Annotated in this window: 22 protein-coding genes; 9 read left to right on the top strand and 13 right to left on the bottom strand. The window is 61.5% G+C overall.

The window, feature by feature from the left end:
• Positions 1-74 precede the first annotated feature (74 nt).
• Complete coding sequence (dxs, locus tag AACY18_RS09385; protein WP_339464751.1) at positions 75-1,973, top strand: 1-deoxy-D-xylulose-5-phosphate synthase; 1,899 nt, start codon at positions 75-77, stop codon at positions 1,971-1,973.
• Between the two features lie 139 nt (positions 1,974-2,112).
• Positions 2,113-3,996 carry a TonB-dependent receptor domain-containing protein gene (locus tag AACY18_RS09390; protein WP_339464752.1) on the top strand — a complete coding sequence of 628 codons (1,884 nt, stop codon included), beginning with the start codon at positions 2,113-2,115 and terminating at the stop codon, positions 3,994-3,996.
• Positions 3,997-4,058: 62 nt separating this feature from the next.
• Here the strand turns inward: AACY18_RS09390 and AACY18_RS09395 are convergent, their stop codons facing one another.
• The 12 genes from AACY18_RS09395 to nrdR form a co-directional block, all read right to left on the bottom strand.
• Positions 4,059-4,859 (bottom strand): cobalamin-binding protein, encoded by an 801-nt coding sequence (locus tag AACY18_RS09395; protein ID WP_339464753.1) that lies wholly within the window; start codon positions 4,857-4,859, stop codon positions 4,059-4,061.
• Complete coding sequence (locus AACY18_RS09400) at positions 4,859-5,278, bottom strand: MFS transporter (protein WP_339431308.1); 420 nt, start codon at positions 5,276-5,278, stop codon at positions 4,859-4,861. The genes AACY18_RS09395 and AACY18_RS09400 overlap by 1 nt, the downstream gene beginning before the upstream one ends.
• A complete protein-coding gene (ribA, locus tag AACY18_RS09405) occupies positions 5,275-5,892 on the bottom strand; it encodes a GTP cyclohydrolase II (protein WP_339431307.1) in 618 nt (205 codons plus the stop codon). Before ribA ends, AACY18_RS09400 begins: the two co-directional genes overlap by 4 nt.
• A gap of 162 nt (positions 5,893-6,054) precedes the next feature.
• Positions 6,055-6,792 carry a substrate-binding periplasmic protein gene (locus AACY18_RS09410; protein ID WP_339431306.1) on the bottom strand — a complete coding sequence of 246 codons (738 nt, stop codon included), beginning with the start codon at positions 6,790-6,792 and terminating at the stop codon, positions 6,055-6,057.
• Between the two features lie 36 nt (positions 6,793-6,828).
• Positions 6,829-7,332 (bottom strand): phosphatidylglycerophosphatase A family protein, encoded by a 504-nt coding sequence (locus AACY18_RS09415; protein ID WP_221730243.1) that lies wholly within the window; start codon positions 7,330-7,332, stop codon positions 6,829-6,831.
• Positions 7,329-8,294, bottom strand: a complete 966-nt coding sequence (thiL, locus tag AACY18_RS09420; RefSeq protein ID WP_339464754.1) for a thiamine-phosphate kinase — start codon at positions 8,292-8,294, stop codon at positions 7,329-7,331. The genes AACY18_RS09415 and thiL overlap by 4 nt, the downstream gene beginning before the upstream one ends.
• A gap of 18 nt (positions 8,295-8,312) precedes the next feature.
• A complete protein-coding gene (gene nusB / locus AACY18_RS09425) occupies positions 8,313-8,813 on the bottom strand; it encodes a transcription antitermination factor NusB (RefSeq protein WP_339431304.1) in 501 nt (166 codons plus the stop codon).
• On the bottom strand, positions 8,810-9,286 hold the full coding sequence (gene ribH, locus AACY18_RS09430) for a 6,7-dimethyl-8-ribityllumazine synthase (protein ID WP_003228649.1): 477 nt from the start codon (positions 9,284-9,286) through the stop codon (positions 8,810-8,812). The genes nusB and ribH overlap by 4 nt, the downstream gene beginning before the upstream one ends.
• Before the next feature lie 91 nt (positions 9,287-9,377).
• A complete protein-coding gene (gene ribBA, locus AACY18_RS09435; protein WP_095188502.1) occupies positions 9,378-10,469 on the bottom strand; it encodes a bifunctional 3,4-dihydroxy-2-butanone-4-phosphate synthase/GTP cyclohydrolase II in 1,092 nt (363 codons plus the stop codon).
• Positions 10,470-10,485: 16 nt separating this feature from the next.
• Positions 10,486-11,151 carry a riboflavin synthase gene (locus AACY18_RS09440; protein ID WP_339431303.1) on the bottom strand — a complete coding sequence of 222 codons (666 nt, stop codon included), beginning with the start codon at positions 11,149-11,151 and terminating at the stop codon, positions 10,486-10,488.
• A gap of 47 nt (positions 11,152-11,198) precedes the next feature.
• The gene (ribD, locus tag AACY18_RS09445) at positions 11,199-12,332 is read right to left on the bottom strand and encodes a bifunctional diaminohydroxyphosphoribosylaminopyrimidine deaminase/5-amino-6-(5-phosphoribosylamino)uracil reductase RibD (RefSeq protein ID WP_339464755.1); all 1,134 of its coding nucleotides are present in this window, start codon (positions 12,330-12,332) and stop codon (positions 11,199-11,201) included.
• Entirely contained in the window at positions 12,329-12,793 is a 465-nt protein-coding gene (gene nrdR / locus AACY18_RS09450; RefSeq protein ID WP_176470114.1) for a transcriptional regulator NrdR, read from the bottom strand. The genes ribD and nrdR overlap by 4 nt, the downstream gene beginning before the upstream one ends.
• A 128-nt stretch (positions 12,794-12,921) precedes the next feature.
• Here nrdR and AACY18_RS09455 point away from each other — a divergent pair, with 128 nt between their 5' ends.
• From AACY18_RS09455 to trxA, 3 genes are all read left to right on the top strand, one after another.
• Positions 12,922-13,386, top strand: coding sequence for a YbaY family lipoprotein (locus tag AACY18_RS09455; RefSeq protein WP_339464756.1), 465 nt, complete (start codon positions 12,922-12,924; stop codon positions 13,384-13,386).
• Positions 13,383-14,039, top strand: coding sequence for a class I SAM-dependent methyltransferase (locus tag AACY18_RS09460; protein ID WP_339464757.1), 657 nt, complete (start codon positions 13,383-13,385; stop codon positions 14,037-14,039). The genes AACY18_RS09455 and AACY18_RS09460 overlap by 4 nt, the downstream gene beginning before the upstream one ends.
• An 85-nt stretch (positions 14,040-14,124) precedes the next feature.
• Positions 14,125-14,997 carry a thioredoxin gene (gene trxA, locus AACY18_RS09465; protein WP_339464758.1) on the top strand — a complete coding sequence of 291 codons (873 nt, stop codon included), beginning with the start codon at positions 14,125-14,127 and terminating at the stop codon, positions 14,995-14,997.
• 4 nt (positions 14,998-15,001) lie between these two features.
• On the opposite strand, the gene AACY18_RS09470 is transcribed toward trxA, so the two are convergent.
• Positions 15,002-15,358 (bottom strand): hypothetical protein, encoded by a 357-nt coding sequence (locus tag AACY18_RS09470; protein WP_339464760.1) that lies wholly within the window; start codon positions 15,356-15,358, stop codon positions 15,002-15,004.
• A gap of 135 nt (positions 15,359-15,493) precedes the next feature.
• Here AACY18_RS09470 and AACY18_RS09475 point away from each other — a divergent pair, with 135 nt between their 5' ends.
• Genes AACY18_RS09475 through AACY18_RS09490 form a run of 4 tightly spaced genes read left to right on the top strand, consistent with a single transcriptional unit; the run spans position 15,494 to position 18,654 of the window.
• Entirely contained in the window at positions 15,494-16,093 is a 600-nt protein-coding gene (locus AACY18_RS09475; protein ID WP_339431297.1) for a DUF2796 domain-containing protein, read from the top strand.
• A gap of 53 nt (positions 16,094-16,146) precedes the next feature.
• A complete protein-coding gene (locus tag AACY18_RS09480) occupies positions 16,147-16,857 on the top strand; it encodes an ABC transporter ATP-binding protein (protein ID WP_187678771.1) in 711 nt (236 codons plus the stop codon).
• Position 16,858: 1 nt separating this feature from the next.
• A complete protein-coding gene (locus AACY18_RS09485) occupies positions 16,859-18,124 on the top strand; it encodes an ABC transporter permease (protein ID WP_339431296.1) in 1,266 nt (421 codons plus the stop codon).
• A gap of 11 nt (positions 18,125-18,135) precedes the next feature.
• The gene (locus AACY18_RS09490) at positions 18,136-18,654 is read left to right on the top strand and encodes a DUF3299 domain-containing protein (RefSeq protein WP_339464761.1); all 519 of its coding nucleotides are present in this window, start codon (positions 18,136-18,138) and stop codon (positions 18,652-18,654) included.
• The last annotated feature ends 189 nt before the right edge of the window (positions 18,655-18,843 follow it).

Genomic DNA, 18,843 nt, shown 5'->3' on the forward strand with positions numbered 1-18,843 from the left:
AAGACCAACGCGTGGGCAGGGGGCGATGCATCAGGTAAACTGCCGCCTCTTCTATACCTATAACGATTCGCCTGATGCCCACGACGTTTCATGAGATTCCCCGCAAGCGCCCGACCACGCCCCTGCTCGACCGCGCGAACACGCCGGACGGCCTGCGCCGGTTAGGCGAAGCCGAGCTGGAAACCCTGGCCGATGAGTTGCGCCTGGAATTGCTCTACACGGTCGGTCAGACCGGTGGGCATTTCGGTGCCGGCCTGGGCGTCATCGAGCTGACCATCGCGCTGCATTACGTCTTCGACACCCCGGATGACCGGCTGGTGTGGGACGTGGGTCATCAGGCGTATCCGCACAAAATCCTCACCGGCCGTCGCGAGCGCATGGGCACCCTGCGCCAGAAGGACGGCATAGCGGCCTTCCCGCGCCGCGCCGAGAGCGAATACGACACCTTCGGCGTCGGCCACTCCAGCACCTCGATCAGCGCGGCGCTGGGTATGGCGATTGCCGCTCGTCTGCAGAACAGCGATCGCAAGGCGATTGCCGTGATTGGCGACGGCGCGTTGACCGCCGGCATGGCCTTCGAAGCGCTGAACCACGCGCCGGAGGTGAACGCCAACATGCTGGTGATCCTCAACGACAACGACATGTCAATCTCGCGCAACGTCGGCGGTCTGTCGAATTACCTGGCGAAGATCCTGTCCAGCCGCACTTACGCGAGCATGCGTGAAGGCAGCAAGAAAGTGCTGTCGCGCCTGCCCGGCGCCTGGGAAATCGCCCGCCGCACCGAGGAGTACGCCAAAGGCATGCTGGTGCCTGGCACCCTGTTCGAAGAGCTGGGCTGGAACTACATCGGCCCGATCGACGGCCACGACCTGCCGACCCTGATCGCCACCCTGCGCAACATGCGCGATCTGAAAGGCCCGCAGTTCCTGCACATCGTCACCAAAAAAGGCAAAGGCTTCGCCCCGGCGGAAGTCGACCCGATCGGTTATCACGCAATTACCAAACTTGAACCTGTCGACGCCCCGGCCGCTGCGCCGAAAAAGGCTGGCGGGCCAAAGTATTCGGCGGTGTTTGGCCAATGGCTGTGCGACATGGCAGCAGCGGATCCGCGTCTGGTCGGGATTACCCCGGCAATGAAGGAAGGTTCGGATCTGGTGGCGTTCAGCGAACGTTTCCCGCTGCGCTACTTCGATGTGGCCATTGCCGAGCAACACGCGGTGACGTTCGCTGCCGGCATGGCTTGCGAAGGCGCCAAACCGGTGGTGGCGATCTACTCGACGTTCCTTCAGCGCGGTTATGACCAGCTCGTTCACGATGTGGCGGTGCAGAATCTCGACGTGCTGTTCGCCATCGACCGCGCAGGTTTAGTGGGTGAAGACGGCCCGACACACGCTGGCAGCTTCGATCTGTCGTACCTGCGCTGCATCCCGGGCATGGTCATCATGACCCCGAGCGATGAAAACGAACTGCGCAAAATGCTCACCACCGGCCACCGCTACAACGGCCCTGCGGCTGTACGTTACCCTCGCGGCACGGGCCCGAATGCGACCATCGAGAAAGATCTCGAGCCGATCGAAATCGGTAAAGGCATCGTCCGTCGTCAGGGCAGCAAAGTCGCTCTGCTGGTGTTCGGCGTGCAACTTGCCGAGGCGCTGAAAGTCGCCGAGACGCTCGATGCCACCGTGGTCGACATGCGCTTCGTCAAACCGCTGGATGAAGCACTGGTGCGCGAAATTGCCGGCAGCCACGAGCTGCTGGTGACGATCGAAGAGAACGCAATCATGGGCGGCGCCGGTGGTGCAGTCAGCGAATTTCTCGCACGCGAAAATATCCTCAAGTCGATGCTGCACCTGGGCTTGCCGGATATTTACGTCGAGCACGCGAAACCGGCGCAGATGCTGGCCGAATGCGGGCTGGATGAGTCCGGGATCGAAGCGTCGATTCGCGAGCGTCTGGCACTGCTCAACAAATAAACGCAATACCCTGTGGGAGCGGGCTTGCTCGCGAAAGCGCCGGATCAGTCAAATATTGAGATGACTGACACTGCGTTTTCGCGAGCAAGCCCGCTCCCACATTTGGTTTGTGTACACCTGAAAGACCTACGGATCACCGATGAACCTCTCGCGCCTCGCCCTGCCCTTCCTTCTGTTGCCTGCCACCAGCGCCCTCGCTGACACCTTCGAACGCGATCAGGCCCTGAAACTGCCGGACACGCTGATCAGCGCCAACCGTCAGGTCGAAGCGCGCAACGACAGCAGCGCCGCCAACACGGTGTTCACCCGTGAAGACATCGACCGCCTGCAACCCAGCGACGTACCCGATCTTTTGCGGCGCGTGCCCGGCGTGCAGGTGGCGCAAACCGGTGGGCGCGGCAGCCTGCCGGGCATTTACATCCGCGGCACGCAGTCGGCGCAGAGCCTGGTACTGGTCGATGGCCAGCGCATCGGCAGTTCCACTTCCGGCGACAGCAACCTGCAGCACTTGAACATCGAGCAGATCGAACGCGTCGAAGTGCTGCGCGGTTCGCGTTCGGTGATTTACGGCAGCGATGCGATTGGCGGGGTGATTCAGATCTTCACCCGACGCGGCACTGAGCAAGGCTTGCAGCCACGCCTGCACGTCGGTTTCGGCAGCCATCAGATCTGGGAGCGCAGCCTTGGCTTGTCCGGTGGCGATGACAAAACCCGCTTCAATCTGGGTGCCAGCCTGGATGAAACCGCCGGGATTGACCGCACACACGAGTCCTACCCCAGCGACGGCGATCACGACGCTTACCGCAACAAGTCCGTCAGTCTGAGCCTCAGCCATGCGCTGACCGAGGACGTCGAAGTCGGCGCGAACCTGCTGGATAACCGAGGCAAGAGCGAGTTCGACAACCCGTTCGGCCGTTTCGACATGAACACGTTTGAGTCTGTGCAACAACAGCCGTACAGCGATTTCAACGTCAGTAGCGTCAGCACTTACCTCGACGCACGGATCAATGAAACCTGGAAAACCCGCGTCGAGTTCGGCCATACCGAAAACCGCGAGAAGACGCTCGACAAGCTCAGCGACGAGCGCACGGTGTTCAACACCTACCGCGACTCGCTGAACTGGCAGAACGACCTGACCCTGGATACGCGCAACAGCCTGATTCTGGGCGGCGACTGGTACGAAGACCGCGTCAACAGCAGCACCGCGTTCGACGAGAACAGCCGCTGGAACCGCGCCGCGTTCATCCAGCATCGTTATCAGGCTGACAGCTTCTCCACCGAACTGGGCCTGCGCCACGACGACAACCAGCAGTTCGGCAGCCAGAACACCTGGAGCGGCACGTTCACCCTGCCGCTGAACCCGGACAACGATTTGCTGCTCAGCTACAGCGAAGGGTTCCGCGCACCGACCTTCAATGACCTGTACTACCCGGAGTTCAGCAACCCGAACCTGAAACCGGAAACCTCGAAAAGCTACGAACTGCAATGGCGCAGCCAGTTGAACGACAGCACCCGCCTGGAAGCCTCGCTGTACCGTACCGACCTTGAGGACGCGATCATTTTCGGCAGCAACTCGCGGCCGCAGAACGTGGCCTCAGCCCGAATCAACGGTTTCGAAGCGGCGCTGAAACAGGAGCTGTTCGGCTGGCAGAGCAATCTCGGCGTGGCGATCATCGATCCGCGTGATCGCGAAACCGGGCACACCTTGGCACGTCGGGCGCGACGCACGTTGAGTTGGGATCTGGATCGGCAGTTCGATCGACTGAGCCTCGGCGCCAGTTGGCAGGCGATCAGCAGCAGTTACGACGACCTGAAAAATCAGCAGCCATTGGGCGGATACGCGCTGTTCGGATTGCGCAGCAGTTGGACGCTGAACCGCGAGATCAAGCTGGAGTTGAAGGTGGATAACGTGCTGGACAAGGGTTACAGCCGGGCGAACTACAGTTATGACGGCAATCAGTATGGCTATCGCGAAGAGGGCCGAGCGTGGATGTTTGGAGTGACCTGGACGCCGGGCCGCTGATCCAGAATTTGCGCCGCTTTGGCTAGCCTCTTTGCGAGCAAGTCGAAGAATTCACCTCGGTCTCAGCGCTCAGGCGCGATTAGGTGGCAGAGCCTGGCGGTTGCCTCGATCATCTGCCCGCTCGGGCGCTCCAAGCCTTTATCAGTGACCAGCAACAGTTGGCCACGCGCTACCGCCACTACCTGCGGCCAGGCTTTCCAGGCATCAAGCTGGGCCTGAGCGCCGGCCACAATCACCTCGGGATTGCGCTGCAACACCGCCTCGATACTGACCTGCGGGGCCGGCAGGCTCAGATCGGCGAACACGTTGCGCGCACCGCACACTTCAAGCGCCGCGCTGATGATCTGCCCGCCACCGACGGTGTACAACGGCTTGTCCCAGACTTGGTAAAACACTTTCAGCGGCGCGTCCCGGCGATAGCGCAGGCGCAGATTGTCGAGTTTGCTGCGCAACTGCGCCGCCAGTGTCACCCCGCGCTCGGGTCGCTTCAGTCGAGCGGCAATGGCTTCAATCTGTGCAGACAGCTGTTCGAGATTGTGCGGTTCGGCCACGTAAGTCGGGATATTCAGATGTTTGAGTTGGTCGCGTTGCGCCGGGCCGACACTGCCGGGCCACAGCAGCAATAAATCAGGCTTGAGGCTGAGCAAACGCTCCATGTCGAGTTGGCCGTAACGACCGACCGAGGGAACGTTGGCAATCGCAGGCGGACGCTCGCCGGCATCCAGCACACCGACCAGCAGATCAGCCGAGTCCAGCTCAACGACGATTTCAGAAAGAGAAGGTGCGAGGCTGACGACCCGCAGGCTCGCCAGCACCGGGCCGCTGACGGCCAGCAGCAGAACCGCCAGCAAGAAACGGCGCATCAGCCGAGTTGACGCGGGATACGGTAGAGGTAGAACAGCACCGCAGTGGACAGCGCCAGCAGCACCAGTGGTACCGCCTCAAGGCCAACGAATACCGCCACTGCGCCGATCCACGCCGGCAACGCTGCCGCAAGGAATGCGTTACGGCGAACCGCTGCCAGAGCGATCCAGGCCGCTGGTTCATCGGCGCTATCGAGGGCTTTTTGCGTGGCGATCAATGCGTGCTTATAGCGGCCGAAAAACTTCAGGCTGACAAACATCGACGCCACGCCGGCAATGAACAGCGGCATCGCCAGCACCGGCAGAACGCCCTCGCCCTGACCAAACAGCGCGTTGAGCAAAAACAGCGGTACCAGCGCCAGCGACAGGTATTTCCACCAGTCGACGCTCAGACGACGACGAACCTGACCTCGGGTCACGCCCGATCTACCTCGCCCTGATGCTCGTTGCCCATCATGTGGTCGAGCTTGCTGGCCTTGGTTGCCAGGTAAAGTTTGTTGTGCGGATTGTGGCCGGTGTGCAACGGCACGCGTTCGGCGACGACGATACCCATTTCGGTCAAGGCTTTGACCTTGCGCGGGTTGTTGGTCATCAGACGCAGGGACTTCACGCCCAGATGCTCGAGCATCGGCAGGCACATGGCGTAGTCGCGCTGATCGGCGGCGAAGCCCAGGCGTTCGTTGGCTTCGACGGTATCAGCGCCGCCGTCCTGCAACTCATAGGCGCGGATCTTGTTCAACAGACCGATGCCACGGCCTTCCTGACGCAGGTAGAGCAACACGCCACGGCCTTCGCGAGCGATGGCTTTGAGGGCGCCCTCCAGTTGCGAGCCGCAGTCGCAACGCTGGCTGAACAAGGCGTCGCCCGTCAGGCATTCGGAGTGCAAACGGCCGAGTACCGGGGCTCCGTCGGCAAAATCACCCAGGCTCAGCACAACGTGCTCTCGGCCGGTGGCTTCATCGAGAAAACCGTGCATGGTGAATTGCGCAAAAGGCGTTGGCAGCTTGGAAGCGGCGACAAAGACGACAGGCACCGGTGTGCTCCTGATCTAAAGAGTCTGAAAATTCGCAGGCGGGCATTGTAACAGCAGGTTCCTACAGACGCTTAGGCTGAATTATCGGGCATAACGATCAAAAAGCTTGATAACTGCGGGCCCGCTCCCACAGGGGGACAGTGCTGGACGCAAGATCTGTGGTCAGTTCGGCTCGAACGGATACGGCTGCTTCCACTTCTCGAAGATCGGTTTCAGCTCACCGCTCTTCACCAAATGCTCCATGCGCTTGTCGAACAGCGCCATCAACGTACGGGCCTGTGACGTATTGGCGAAGCACAGATACAGGGGCAACTCTGCAATATGGGTTTTGCGAAACTGCGCTGGATCGTTGGCCCGACTCACGACGAAATCGACTTCCGTCAGCGCATCGATGTAATAGTCGGCGCGATTGTGGGTCAGCATCGATAAAATTCCGGTTCGCCGGATGACTTCATTGAAGCTGCGCACATTGGGAAGATAATTCTGATAGTCGTAGCCACGAACCCAGGCCAAGCGGTAGTTGCCCAGGGTTTCGGGGGTCGGCGCGGGGTTGCTGGCAAGGCCCAGGGCATAGATGTGATCGGTGTCGAAACTCCAGCGAGGATAGAGCAGGTCGCTGGCTTCATCATGATAAGCACCCACACAGGCATCAATTTCGCCGCGCTGGGCCAGCCCCACTGAGCGTGTATAGGGCTCAGTGCGAATATCCAGTTGCACCCCGGCCGGCTCGAATACTTTGCGCAGCACATCCCAGGCCAAGCCATGGCCATCAGCGGCGGTGTAGTCTGCCCAGTCTTCACTGGCCAAATGAATGACCGTTGGCGCATGCGTTGCTTCCTGCGCATTGACCACAGTGCCCAGCAGAGCAAAAACCAACAGCGCCCACCAGCGTCGAGCCATCCCTAGTCCCTCACTTAACCCTGACAAGTCCTCAGATCAGGCGAAAACCCAAACCAGCCCTTGCATCGACAGCCAGGCGAACACGCCAGCCAGCACGTCGTCGAGCATGATGCCAACGCCGCCATGGACATGCCGGTCGATCCAGCGAATCGGCCACGGTTTAAGAATGTCGAAGAAGCGGAACATCAGGAAACCCGCCAGCAACCAGTACCAACCTTCCGGCACCAGCCACAGGGTGATCCACATCCCGACCATTTCGTCCCAGACGATGCCTTCGTGGTCGTGCACCCGCAGATCATCAGCCACTTTGCCGCACAGCCAGAAGCCGAACAGCATGGTGATGCCGAGCATCAGCCAGTAACCCCAGTCAGGCAACATCTGCCACAACGGGATGAAGGGTAGCGCAACCAGCGAGCCCCACGTGCCCGGCGCCTTGGGCAAGGTGCCCGAGCCGAAGCCGAATGCGAGGAAATGCCAAGGATTGCGCCAGACCGACGGCGGCACGAATTCGGCCGGTACCTGTTTCGGGTGATCTGTCACGGTGACTCCTGAAAATGTTGATAGCCCCGGATTTGCGGGGTGATGTCCTGTCCTTCGCGATCGAGCAGCACCACACCCTGGCCCTGCGCCACGCGACCGATCACATGGATCGGCCAGCCATTGGCCAGCAGCGTCGGCAACTCGACGGACGGTAGCGTGAAGGCCAGCACATAATCATCACCACCGCTCAACGCCGCACGTTCGGCGCCACGCTGACCGAGAAACGCGACCAATGCATCCGACAGCGGTACACGCTCGCGTTCAATCTCAAGCCGCACCTTTGACGCCAGGGCAATATGGCCGCAATCGGCCAGCAAACCGTCAGAGATATCCAGCGCTGAAGTCGCTTTGCCGCGCAACGCCTGACCCAGGGCCAGTTGCGGTTGTGGCGACCAGTAATGATCGAGCAGCGGCTGGGCGATATGTGCCTGGGCCTCACGCTGACCGAGCACCAACGGCAAGGCGCCAGCGGCGTTACCCAGTTCACCGCCGACACAGAGCAAATCCCCCGGTTGCGCGCCGTTGCGGGTCAACGCTTGACCCGCAGGCACGCGCCCAAACACGGTCACCGTCAGACTCAACGGCCCACGCGTGGTATCACCGCCGACCAGCGCCACGCCGCAATCCTGCGCCATGCGGTTCAAACCGCGGGCATAGGCTTGCAGCCAATCGGCGGTCACCGTCGGTACAGTCAGGGCAAGGGTAAAAGCGATGGGCGTAGCACCCATGGCGGCCAGATCGCTGACCGCGACGGCCAGCGAGCGCTGACCGAGCAGAAACGGATCGCAAGGGTCGGCAAAATGCACGCCGGCCACCAGCGTATCGGTGGAAATCGCCAGCTGTTCTCCGGGAGCAACCGCCAGCAAGGCGCAGTCGTCGCCGATTCCCAGTGCAACGCCTTCGCCGCCCTGCGCACAGGGCGCGGCGGCGAAGAAATTGCGGATCAGCTCAAACTCGCCCATAGCCGTTTCAAACGCCAATCAGCGCTTGAACGCCTTCACTTCAGCTTCACGCAGGCGTGGGGCCAGCTTGTCGAGCACGCCGTTGACGAATTTGTGGCCGTCGGTCGAACCGTAGACTTTCGCCAGTTCGATCCCTTCGTTGATGACCACGCGGTACGGCACGTCGACACGTTTGAGCAGCTCCCAGGCGGACAGGCGCAGTACGCACAGTTCAACCGGGTCGAGTTCCTCGATGGTCAGGTCCAGGCACGGCGCCAACGCGGCGTCGATTTCGGTCAGGCTGGCCGGAACACCGTGCAGGATGTCGTGGAAGTAGCTGGCATCGGCAAAGGTAAAATCGTTATCGACGCGAAACTGCGCTTCGATTTCGTTCAGCGAGGTACCGGCCATGTGGCGCTGGTACAGCGCCTGAGTTGCCAACTGACGGGCAGCCCGGCGCTTCTCGCTTTTCGAAGGCTTGCCGGCGTCCGTTGGACGTGGCTCGCGCGGGTTGAAACGATCGCTTTCGTCGCTAATCACTTGGCCTCCAACTGCGCCAGCAGGCTGACCATTTCCAGAGCGGACAGGGCAGCTTCAGCACCTTTGTTACCGGCCTTGGTGCCGGAACGTTCGATGGCTTGCTCGATGGAATCAACGGTCAGGACGCCGAAAGCAACCGGTACGCCGAACTCCATGGACACCTGGGCCAGGCCCTTGGTGCACTCGCCCGCCACGTATTCGAAGTGCGGAGTACCGCCACGAATGACCGCACCGAGGGCGATGATGGCTGCAAACTCGCCTTTCTGAGCGACTTTCTGCGCAACCAGCGGAATTTCGAAGGCGCCAGGTGCGCGGATGATGGTGATGTCGCTTTCGCTCACGCCATGGCGAACCAGGGCATCAACTGCACCGCTGACCAGGCTTTCAACCACGAAGCTGTTGAAACGGCCCACTACCAAAGCGTAGCGGCCTTTAGGGGCGATGAAGGTACCTTCGATGGTCTTCAGGGTCATTCGTCAGATCTCTTAAAGAGCCGGGACGCGTCTTTTACGCGTCCCTCAGTGATTTATTTGCCGCGAATACAGGGCCGGAAACAACCGGTCATTATTCGGAGGGCACGTATTCTACAACTTCCAGATCGAAACCGGATATCGCATTAAATTTCATCGGTGCGCTCATCAAGCGCATTTTGCGAACACCGAGGTCACGCAGGATCTGCGAACCGGCACCGACGATGCTGTAAGTGGTCGGTTTTTTCACCACAGCCTGATCGGCGGTCTCACGGATGTGCGCCAGCAGCACGTCACCGTCAAGCGGGTGACCGAGCAACAGCACCACACCGCTGCCGGCCTCGGCAACCGCCGCCATGGCCGCGCGCAGGCTCCAGCGGCCCGGCTGCTTGACCATCAGCAGGTCGCGCAGCGGGTCCATGTTGTGTACGCGAACCAGCGTTGGCTCTTCGGCGCAAACCGTGCCCAACGTCAGGGCCATGTGCACGTCGCCTTCCACCGAATCACGATAGGTCACCAGATTGAATTGGCCCAGTTCGCTGTCCAGTGGCTGCTCGGCAATCCGCTGAACGGTACGTTCGTGGATCATCCGGTAGTGAATCAGGTCGGCGATGGTGCCGATCTTGATGTTGTGCTCGGCGGCGAACGCTTCCAGTTCGGTGCGACGGGACATGGTGCCGTCGTCGTTCATCACTTCACAGATCACGCCGCTCGGCTCGAAACCGGCCATGCGCGCCAGGTCGCAAGCGGCTTCAGTGTGACCGGCGCGAGCCAGGGTGCCACCGGCCTGAGCCATCAGCGGGAAGATGTGGCCCGGGCTGACGATGTCTTCAGCCTTGGCGTCTTTGGCGGCAGCCGCTTGCACGGTGCGCGCACGGTCGGCGGCGGAGATGCCGGTGGTCACGCCTTCGGCGGCTTCGATCGACACGGTGAACTTGGTACCGAAGCCGGAACCATTGCGCGGCGCCATCAGCGGCAGCTTCAGCAGTTCGCAGCGCTCACGGCTCATCGGCATGCAGATCAGGCCACGGGCGTGCTTGGCCATGAAGTTGATGTGTTCGGCCTTGCAGCATTCGGCGGCCATGATCAGGTCGCCTTCATTCTCGCGGTCTTCGTCATCCATGAGGATGACCATCTTGCCTTGGCGGATGTCTTCAACCAGTTCTTCGATGCTATTGAGCGCCACAAGGCACCCCCTTCAGTCAGGATTTGAGGTAGCCGTTTTGGGCCAGAAAGCTTTCGGTAATCGTGCTGCCGGCCGTCGACTCTGCGGCCTTGTCACCCAACAGCAGACGTTCCAGATAACGCGCCAGCAAGTCGACTTCCAGGTTCACCCGGCGACCTGGCTTGTAAGACGCCATGATGGTTTCGCTCAGGGTGTGCGGAATGATCGTCAGCATGAACTCAGCGCCATCGACCGCGTTCACGGTCAGGCTGGTGCCGTCGACGGTGACCGAGCCTTTATGGGCGATGTACTTGGCCAGTTCCTTCGGCGCGCGGATACGAAATTCCACGGCGCGGGCATTGTCGCTGCGCGAAACGACTTCGCCGACACCGTCAACGTGACCGCTGACCAGGTGCCCGCCGAGGCGAGTGGTCGGGGTCAGGGCTTTTTCCAGATTGACCGGGCTGCCGCTTTTGAGGTCGTTCATGGCGGTGCAGTCGAGGGTTTCGCGGCTGACGTCGGCAGCAAAGCCGTCGCCCGGCAGCTCAACGGCGGTCAGGCAGACGCCGTTGACGGCGATGCTGTCGCCGAGCTTGACGTCGCTCAGGTCGAGCTTGCCGGTTTCAACATGCACCCGTACATCGCCGCCCTTTGGGGTCAGTGCACGGATGCTGCCGATGGATTCGATGATGCCGGTAAACATGGGGTTCTCCTTGAGAACGAAGCCAGCGCTAACGCGATGGCCGGGAATTATACGCTCGCCGAAAGCACAGGGATCGCAGTGACTCGCCAGTCATCGCCAACGGCGCGGATTTCAGTGATTTTCAGCTCGGGGGCGTCCTTCATAGAGGCCAGCGGCCAGTCCAGTAGCGGACGCGCCGTAGAACCAAGGAACTTGCCGGCGATGAAAATCACGAACTCATCGACCAGACCGAGCTGGGCAAAAGCACCGGCCAGACGCGGGCCGGCCTCGACCAATACGTCGTTGACGCCACGGTTGGCCAGTTCGACCAGCAGTTGATGCAGATCGACCTGACCGTCATCACCCGGCACGATCAGGCATTCCGGGCCGTTGGCGTATTGCTCTTCGACCGCCATGCAGGTGGCGACCAAAGCAGGGCCGGCCTTGAAGAACGGTGCATCCAGCGGCACGCGCAGGCGCCCGTCGATCAGCACCCGCAGCGGTGGACGGCTCATGGCCTGCGCCGTTTGCTCGGCATCCAGTCCCAGCTCGTCAGCACGCACGGTCAACCGCGCGCCGTCGGCCAGCACCGTGTCGGCACCGGTCAGCACCACGCTGGCCTGGGCGCGCAACCGCTGCACCGCCGAACGTGCCGCCGGGCCGGTGATCCACTGGCTCTCGCCGCTTTCCATCGCCGTGCGACCGTCCAGACTCATGGCCAGTTTGACCCGCACGAACGGCAAGCCGTGTTCCATGCGCTTCAGAAAACCTTGATTGAGCTGGCGTGCCTGGCCTTCCAGTACGCCGCTTGCGGTGACGATCCCGGCATCGGCCAGACGCTGCAAACCACGACCGGCCACTTGCGGGTTCGGATCACGCATCGCCGCGACCACCCGGCCAACGCCGGCATTCACCAGCGCATCGGCGCACGGCGGTGTACGGCCGTGGTGACTGCACGGCTCCAGCGTGACGTAGGCGGTAGCGCCCCGGGCCAGTTCACCGGCAGCGCGCAAGGCGTGGACTTCAGCGTGAGGTTCGCCTGCGCGTTCGTGCCAGCCTTCGCCGACAATCTGCCCGTCCCGCACGATCACGCAGCCAACCCGGGGGTTGGGGTGCGTGGTGTAGTGACCTTTGCGCGCCAGTTCCAGCGCACGGGCCATGAAGTGGGCGTCGAGGATGGCCTGCTCGGCGACGGTGGTCATTGTTTCACCGGTTCGCGGGCGAGGCGGTCGATCTCTTCGCGGAACTCGTTGAGGTCCTGGAAGCGTTTGTAGACCGAAGCGAAACGGATGTAGGCGACTTCATCAAGCTTTTGCAATTCGGCCATCACCAGTTCGCCGACCACGAGGGATTTGACCTCGCGCTCGCCGGTGGCGCGCAGTTTGTGCTTGATGTGGACCAGAGAGGATTCGAGGCGCTCGACGCTCACCGGACGTTTCTCCAGGGCGCGCTGCATGCCGGCGCGGAGTTTTTCTTCGTCGAACGGTTGGCGGCTGCCATCGGTTTTGATCAGGCGCGGCAACACCAGTTCGGCCGTCTCGAACGTCGTGAAACGTTCGCCGCAGGCCAGGCATTCACGCCGGCGGCGCACCTGTTCGCCCTCGGCGACCAGACGCGAGTCGATGACCTTGGTGTCGTTGGCACCGCAGAAGGGACAGTGCATGGTGGCTGGCAACAAAAAAAGGGAGGGCCATGGTAGCGCATCCCCGTGGCAAGACAAGCCATAGGGTTTGCGGTATACAGACGGGCATGATCGTTTGATCCATGGATTTCATTTTTCCGGAGCTGCCAATGCCGTTACGTCCGCTCGTTTTGCTCAGTCTTTTCAGCCTGCTGGTGGCCTGCGGCAGCGACGCCCCCAAGCCTCAGCCCCCAACGCCGGGCCCCGCGCCACAACAGGCGCAGAAAAAAGCCAAAGAAGCGGCCGACCTAGGCCCGTTGCCGGCTTATCAACGGGAACTGAGCGGCACCCTGCAAGGCGTACCGGCCGGTGCCGAAGTCGAACTGGCGCTGCTGGTGATCGATGAGAAGGATCGCCCGCAGCAATTGCTCGCCAGTTCCAGCCTGATCGGCAACAACCAGATTCTGCCGTTCCATGTGCGCTTCAACCCCGAGGCTTTCCCGGCCGGGGCGCGGGTTGAATTGCGTGGCCGCGCCAGCCAGTCCGGTCAGTTGATTTTGCATCTGCCGTCACAAACCATTACCCAGCCGACCACTCAGGCACTGGGCCAACTGCAATTTGTCAAAACACCATGAATGCACCGTTCGACCTGCAACAGGCGCTGGGTGAACTGCTCGGCGACGCCAGACTGAAAGCCTGTGCGTTGCCGGACACCGATTTGCAGTTGTGGCTGATCGACGGCGACAACATGGCGCGCGAATTCAGCCAGGAAGAAACCCAACGGATTCTGCACGAGCCGCCGTACTGGAGTTTTTGCTGGGCCAGCGGCCTGGCGGTGGCGCGTTATCTGGCCGAGTTCCCCGAATGGGTACGCGGCAAACGCGTGCTGGATTTCGGCGCCGGTTCCGGTATTGCCGCGATTGCGGCGGTGAAGGCCGGGGCGCTGGAGGTGGTGGCCTGCGATCTCGATCCGCTGGCGATTGCCGCGTGCAGGGCGAATGCCGAACTCAATGACGTGCAGATGGGTTATTCGACGGATTTCTTTGCCGAGGCGGATCGCTTTGATCTGATTCTGGTGGCGGATGTGTTGTACGACCGAGCGAATCTGCCGTTGCTCGATGCGTTTCTCAGCCGGGGCCGCGAAGCGCTGGTGGCGGATTCGCGGGTTCGGGACTTTCGCCATCCGTTGTACGAGCGCATTGAAATGCTTGAGGCCATGACCTTGCCGGATCTGGCAGAGCCTGAAGAATTCAGACATGTCAGCCTGTACCACGCGCGGCGTGACTAAAGGCTTCGTCGGAACGCCGCCCCGCTTCCGGCCACACCCCGCCAAGCCGTATAGTTGCCCCATCCACGCTTTTACGAGATCCCCCATGAGTCAGCCAACGCCGTACATCTTCGACGCCACGACTGCCGACTTCGACCAGTCGGTGATCGAGGCTTCCTTCAATAAACCCGTGCTGGTGGATTTCTGGGCCGAATGGTGTGCGCCGTGCAAGGCGCTGATGCCGATGCTGCAAGGCATTGCCGAGAGTTATCAGGGCGAGCTGCTGCTGGCCAAGGTCAATTGCGATATCGAGCAGGACATCGTCGACCGCTTCGGTATTCGCAGCCTGCCGACCGTGGTGCTGTTCAAGGACGGTCAACCGGTCGACGGTTTTGCCGGTGCCCAACCGGAATCCGCCGTACGCGCCTTGCTCGAACCCCATGTGCAGATGCCGCCACCTGCCGCAGCCGATCCGTTCGAACAGGCTCAGGCACTGTTCGATGACGGCCGCTTTGCCGATGCCGAAGCGGCGCTGGTGGTCATGCTCAATGACGACAATACCAACGCCAAGGCCTTGATCCTGTACGCCCGCTGCCTGACCGAACGCGGTGAACTGAGCGAAGCGCAAACGGTGCTCGACGCGGTCAAGGGCGATGAGCACAAAGCCGCGCTGGCCGGGGCCAAGGCACAGATCAAGTTCCTCGGACTTGCCCGCGACCTGCCCGATGCCGCCGACCTGAAAGCACGGCTGGCGAAAGATCCGCAGGACGATGAGGCGGTGTATCAACTGGCGATCCAGCAACTCGCTCGCCAGCAATACGAAGCGGCGCTGGAGGCGATGCTCAAGCTGTTCATCCGCAACCGCAACTATGGCGAAGGCTTGCCGCACAAGACCTTGCTGCAGGTGTTCGAGTTGTTGGGTAACGATCACCCGCTGGTGACCGCCTACCGACGCAAAATGTTTGCGGCGCTGTACTAAGCGCTCACTCGACCCAGCTGTAGAGCGGCGTATCCCCGCCGCTCGCCACTTTTACCTGTGAACTGTGCCGCAAGCGCACCAGCAGGCGCTTGCCCGCCGTGGCACTGCCGGTCAGTCCTTGCAACTGATCGAGCAGATCCGGACCACTGAGTTGCCCGGCCTTGCGCAACAAATCCTGCGCGACCTGCCACAAGGCATCGTCTTGATTCATCGGTTTGGCCGCTGGCGCTGCTGCGCTCTGCGGTTGCTCAGTCGGTAACTGCCCGCTCATGGCCGAACCGAGCCGCGCCCAGTCGCTGTCATCGAGTTCCACCGTCAAATCCACCGGCACCGCGCCGACGGTTCCGCGTATCCGCAACATTGAGTTCGCTCCCGCACTTTTCTGACACGCATGCTCCCACGGGACTTGTGTAACGCCAAGCGCACGGGCAAACTCTGCGCACTTTCGTTATAAGATTACATAACAAACTCTTCACTTTACTTCCCGGAGACCGTCATGCGTCGTCTGCTGCTCGCTTTGCCGTTTGCCCTGTTGCCGTTGGCCATCGCCCATGCGGCTGATGAACATGATCACGATCACGACCATGAGCACGGCAGCCTCGGTGCGCATGAACATGGTGTCGGTCGCCTGAATGCTGCGCTCGACGGGCAAACACTGGAGCTGGAACTGGAAAGCCCGGCGATGAATCTGGTCGGCTTCGAACACGTCGCCTCCACAGAGGCCGACAAGACCAAGGTCGCCGCCGCCCGCGCGCAACTCGAAAAACCGCTGGTGCTGTTCAGCCTGCCTGCCGCTGCCGGTTGCAAAGTGGTCAGCCAGGAACTGGAAAGCCCGCTGTTCGGCGACAAGCCGCAGGCCGACGATCATGACGACGATGAAGCCGACAAGGGCGGCCACGAACATCACCACGACCACAGCGAAATCCATGCTCACTATCAGTTCAACTGCACAGCCCCGGGCGCGTTGAAGACGCTGGATCTGGCGAACATCTTCAACACCTTCCCGGCGACCCAGAAAATTCAGGTACAACTGATCAGCGCCAGCGGCCAGCAAGGCACTGAAGTAACGGCCAAGGCTGCCGCGCTTAAGTTCTGATTACTGCGAAACTCCCACAAGGGGGTATGTGTTCACTCCATGAAACTGGCGCCATGACCCAAGCACTCATCGAACTGTCCGACCTGGGCTTCAGTTGGCCCGGCCACCCGCCGCTGCTGGACATCCCGGCGTTTCGTCTGGAACCGGGCGAAACCCTGTTCCTCAAAGGCCCCAGCGGCAGCGGCAAGACCACCCTGCTTGGCTTGCTCGGCGGGGTACAGAAACCCGATCGCGGCAGCATTCGCCTGCTCGGCCAGGAGCTGACCGCACTCTCCGCCGGTGCCCGCGATACGTTCCGCGTCGATCACACCGGCTACATCTTCCAGCAGTTCAACTTGCTGCCATTTCTCTCGGTGCGCGAGAACGTCGAGCTACCCTGCCACTTTTCCAGACTGCGCGCCGAACGGGCCAAACAGCGCCATGGCAGCGTCGATCAAGCCGCCGCCACCCTGCTCGCCCACCTGGGCCTGAAGGACGAGAGCATCCTCAGCCGTCGTGCCGATTCGCTGTCGATCGGCCAGCAACAACGAGTCGCCGCCGCCCGCGCCTTGATCGGCCAGCCAGAATTGGTGATCGCTGACGAACCGACTTCGGCGCTGGATTACGACGCTCGGGAAAACTTTATCCGCTTGCTGTTCGCCGAATGCCGCGAGGCCGGTTCGAGTCTGCTGTTTGTCAGTCACGACCAGAGTCTGGCCCCGCTGTTCGACCGTCACCTGTCCCTGGCCGAACTCAATCGCGCCGCCACGTCTGCCGAGGTCTGAGATGTATCTGTTTCGTCTGGCCATGGCCAGCCTGGCCAACCGCCGCTTTACCGCTTTGCTGACCGCGTTCGCCATCGCCCTGTCGGTCTGCTTGCTGCTTGCCGTCGAGCGCGTGCGCACCGAGGCCAAAGCCAGTTTCGCCAGCACCATCAGCGGCACCGACCTGATCGTCGGCGCCCGCTCCGGTTCGGTGAATCTGTTGTTGTACTCGGTGTTCCGCATCGGCAACGCCACCAACAACATCCGTTGGGACAGCTTCGAACACTTCGCCAATAACCCGAAAGTGAAATGGGCGATCCCCATGTCCCTCGGCGACTCCCATCGCGGTTATCGGGTAATGGGCACCACCCAAGCGTATTTCGAGCATTACCAGTACGGTCGCCGGCAACACCTGGAACTCGCGAAGGGGCGCGCCTTCGCCACCGATCCGTTCGAGGTGGTACTCGGTGCAGAAGTGGCCGATGCCCTGCACTACAAACTCGGCGACAAACTGGTGCTGGCCCACGGCGTGGCGGCAATCAGTCTGGTCAAACACGACGACAAACCGTTCACCGTGGTCGGCATTCTCAAACGCACCGGCACCCCGGTGGATCGTACGTTGCACATCAGCCTTGGCGGCATGGAGGCCATCCACATCGACTGGCACAACGGCGTGCCGGCGCGGGGCAATGGGCGGATCACGGCCGATCAGGCGCGCAACATGGACCTGACGCCGCAAGCGATCACCGCGTTCATGCTCGGCCTCAACAGCAAGATCTCCACCTTTGCGCTGCAACGCGAGATCAACGAATTCCGTGGTGAACCGATGTTGGCGATCCTGCCCGGCGTGGCGTTGCAGGAGTTGTGGAGCCTGATGAGCACCGCTGAAAAAGCACTGTTCGTGGTCTCGCTGTTCGTGGTGCTGACCGGGTTGATCGGCATGCTCACAGCGATTCTCACCAGCCTCAACGAGCGCCGTCGCGAGATGGCGATTCTGCGTTCGGTCGGTGCGCGGCCATGGCACATCGCAAGCCTGCTGGTGCTGGAGGCGTTTGCGCTGGCGTTTGCCGGGGTGATTGCTGGGCTGGGGTTGCTGTACATCGGCATCGCCGCCGCGCAGGGTTACGTGCAGGCCAATTACGGTTTGTATCTGCCGCTGGCGTGGCCGAGCGAGTATGAATGGACACTGCTCGGTGGCATTCTGGCGGCCGCGCTGCTGATGGGCAGCGTGCCGGCCTGGCGCGCGTATCGCCAATCCTTGGCCGATGGCCTGTCGATCCGTTTATGAGGATGTTCACCATGCCCCGCGCCATGCTCGCGCTGCTGTTACTGGTCGCCCTGCCCGTGTGGGCGGCGGTGCCCAAAGACCTGACCTGGTCGGAGATGATCCCGCCGGACGCCGCGCCGGAAGTGCCCAACATGACGCCGCTGCATGACCTGTCGAAGATGAGCGATGCGTTGTCCGCCGAGTCGGCGCCAGCGGCCAAGCAGGATTTGCCCGACGCCCCGGTGGTGCAGTCACTTGACGGGCAGAACATTCGTCTGCCGGGGTATATCGTGCCGCTGGAAGTGAATGAAGAAGGACGCACCACGGACTTTTTGCTGGTCCCCTACTTCGGTGCCTGCATCCATGTTCCGCCACCGCCGTCGAACCAGATCGTGCATGTGAAAAGTGAGTTGGGCGTGAAGCTCGATGAGCTGTATCAGCCGTATTGGGTCGAGGGGCCGTTGCAGGTCAAAGCCTCGAGCAGCGAGCTGGCGGATGCGGGGTACCAGATGGAGGCGGACAAGATTTATGTGTATGAGCTGCCGGAGTGAGTCCCGCTAGTTTCGTGTTGTTTGAGCGGACGCCTTCGCGAGCAAGCCCGCTCCCACAGGGGATTTGTGTTGATGCAAGGTTCCACACAAATCAGCCCCTTCACTGTTTCATTGAGCTGAGTCAAAAGACCGTATCAGTTGGCTTCGTACCATAGGACATCAAACATTTTTAACGTCCTTTCGGAGCCC

The organism is Pseudomonas sp. EA_65y_Pfl2_P74 (assembly GCF_963970575.1).
Lineage (GTDB): Bacteria > Pseudomonadota > Gammaproteobacteria > Pseudomonadales > Pseudomonadaceae > Aquipseudomonas > Aquipseudomonas baetica_A.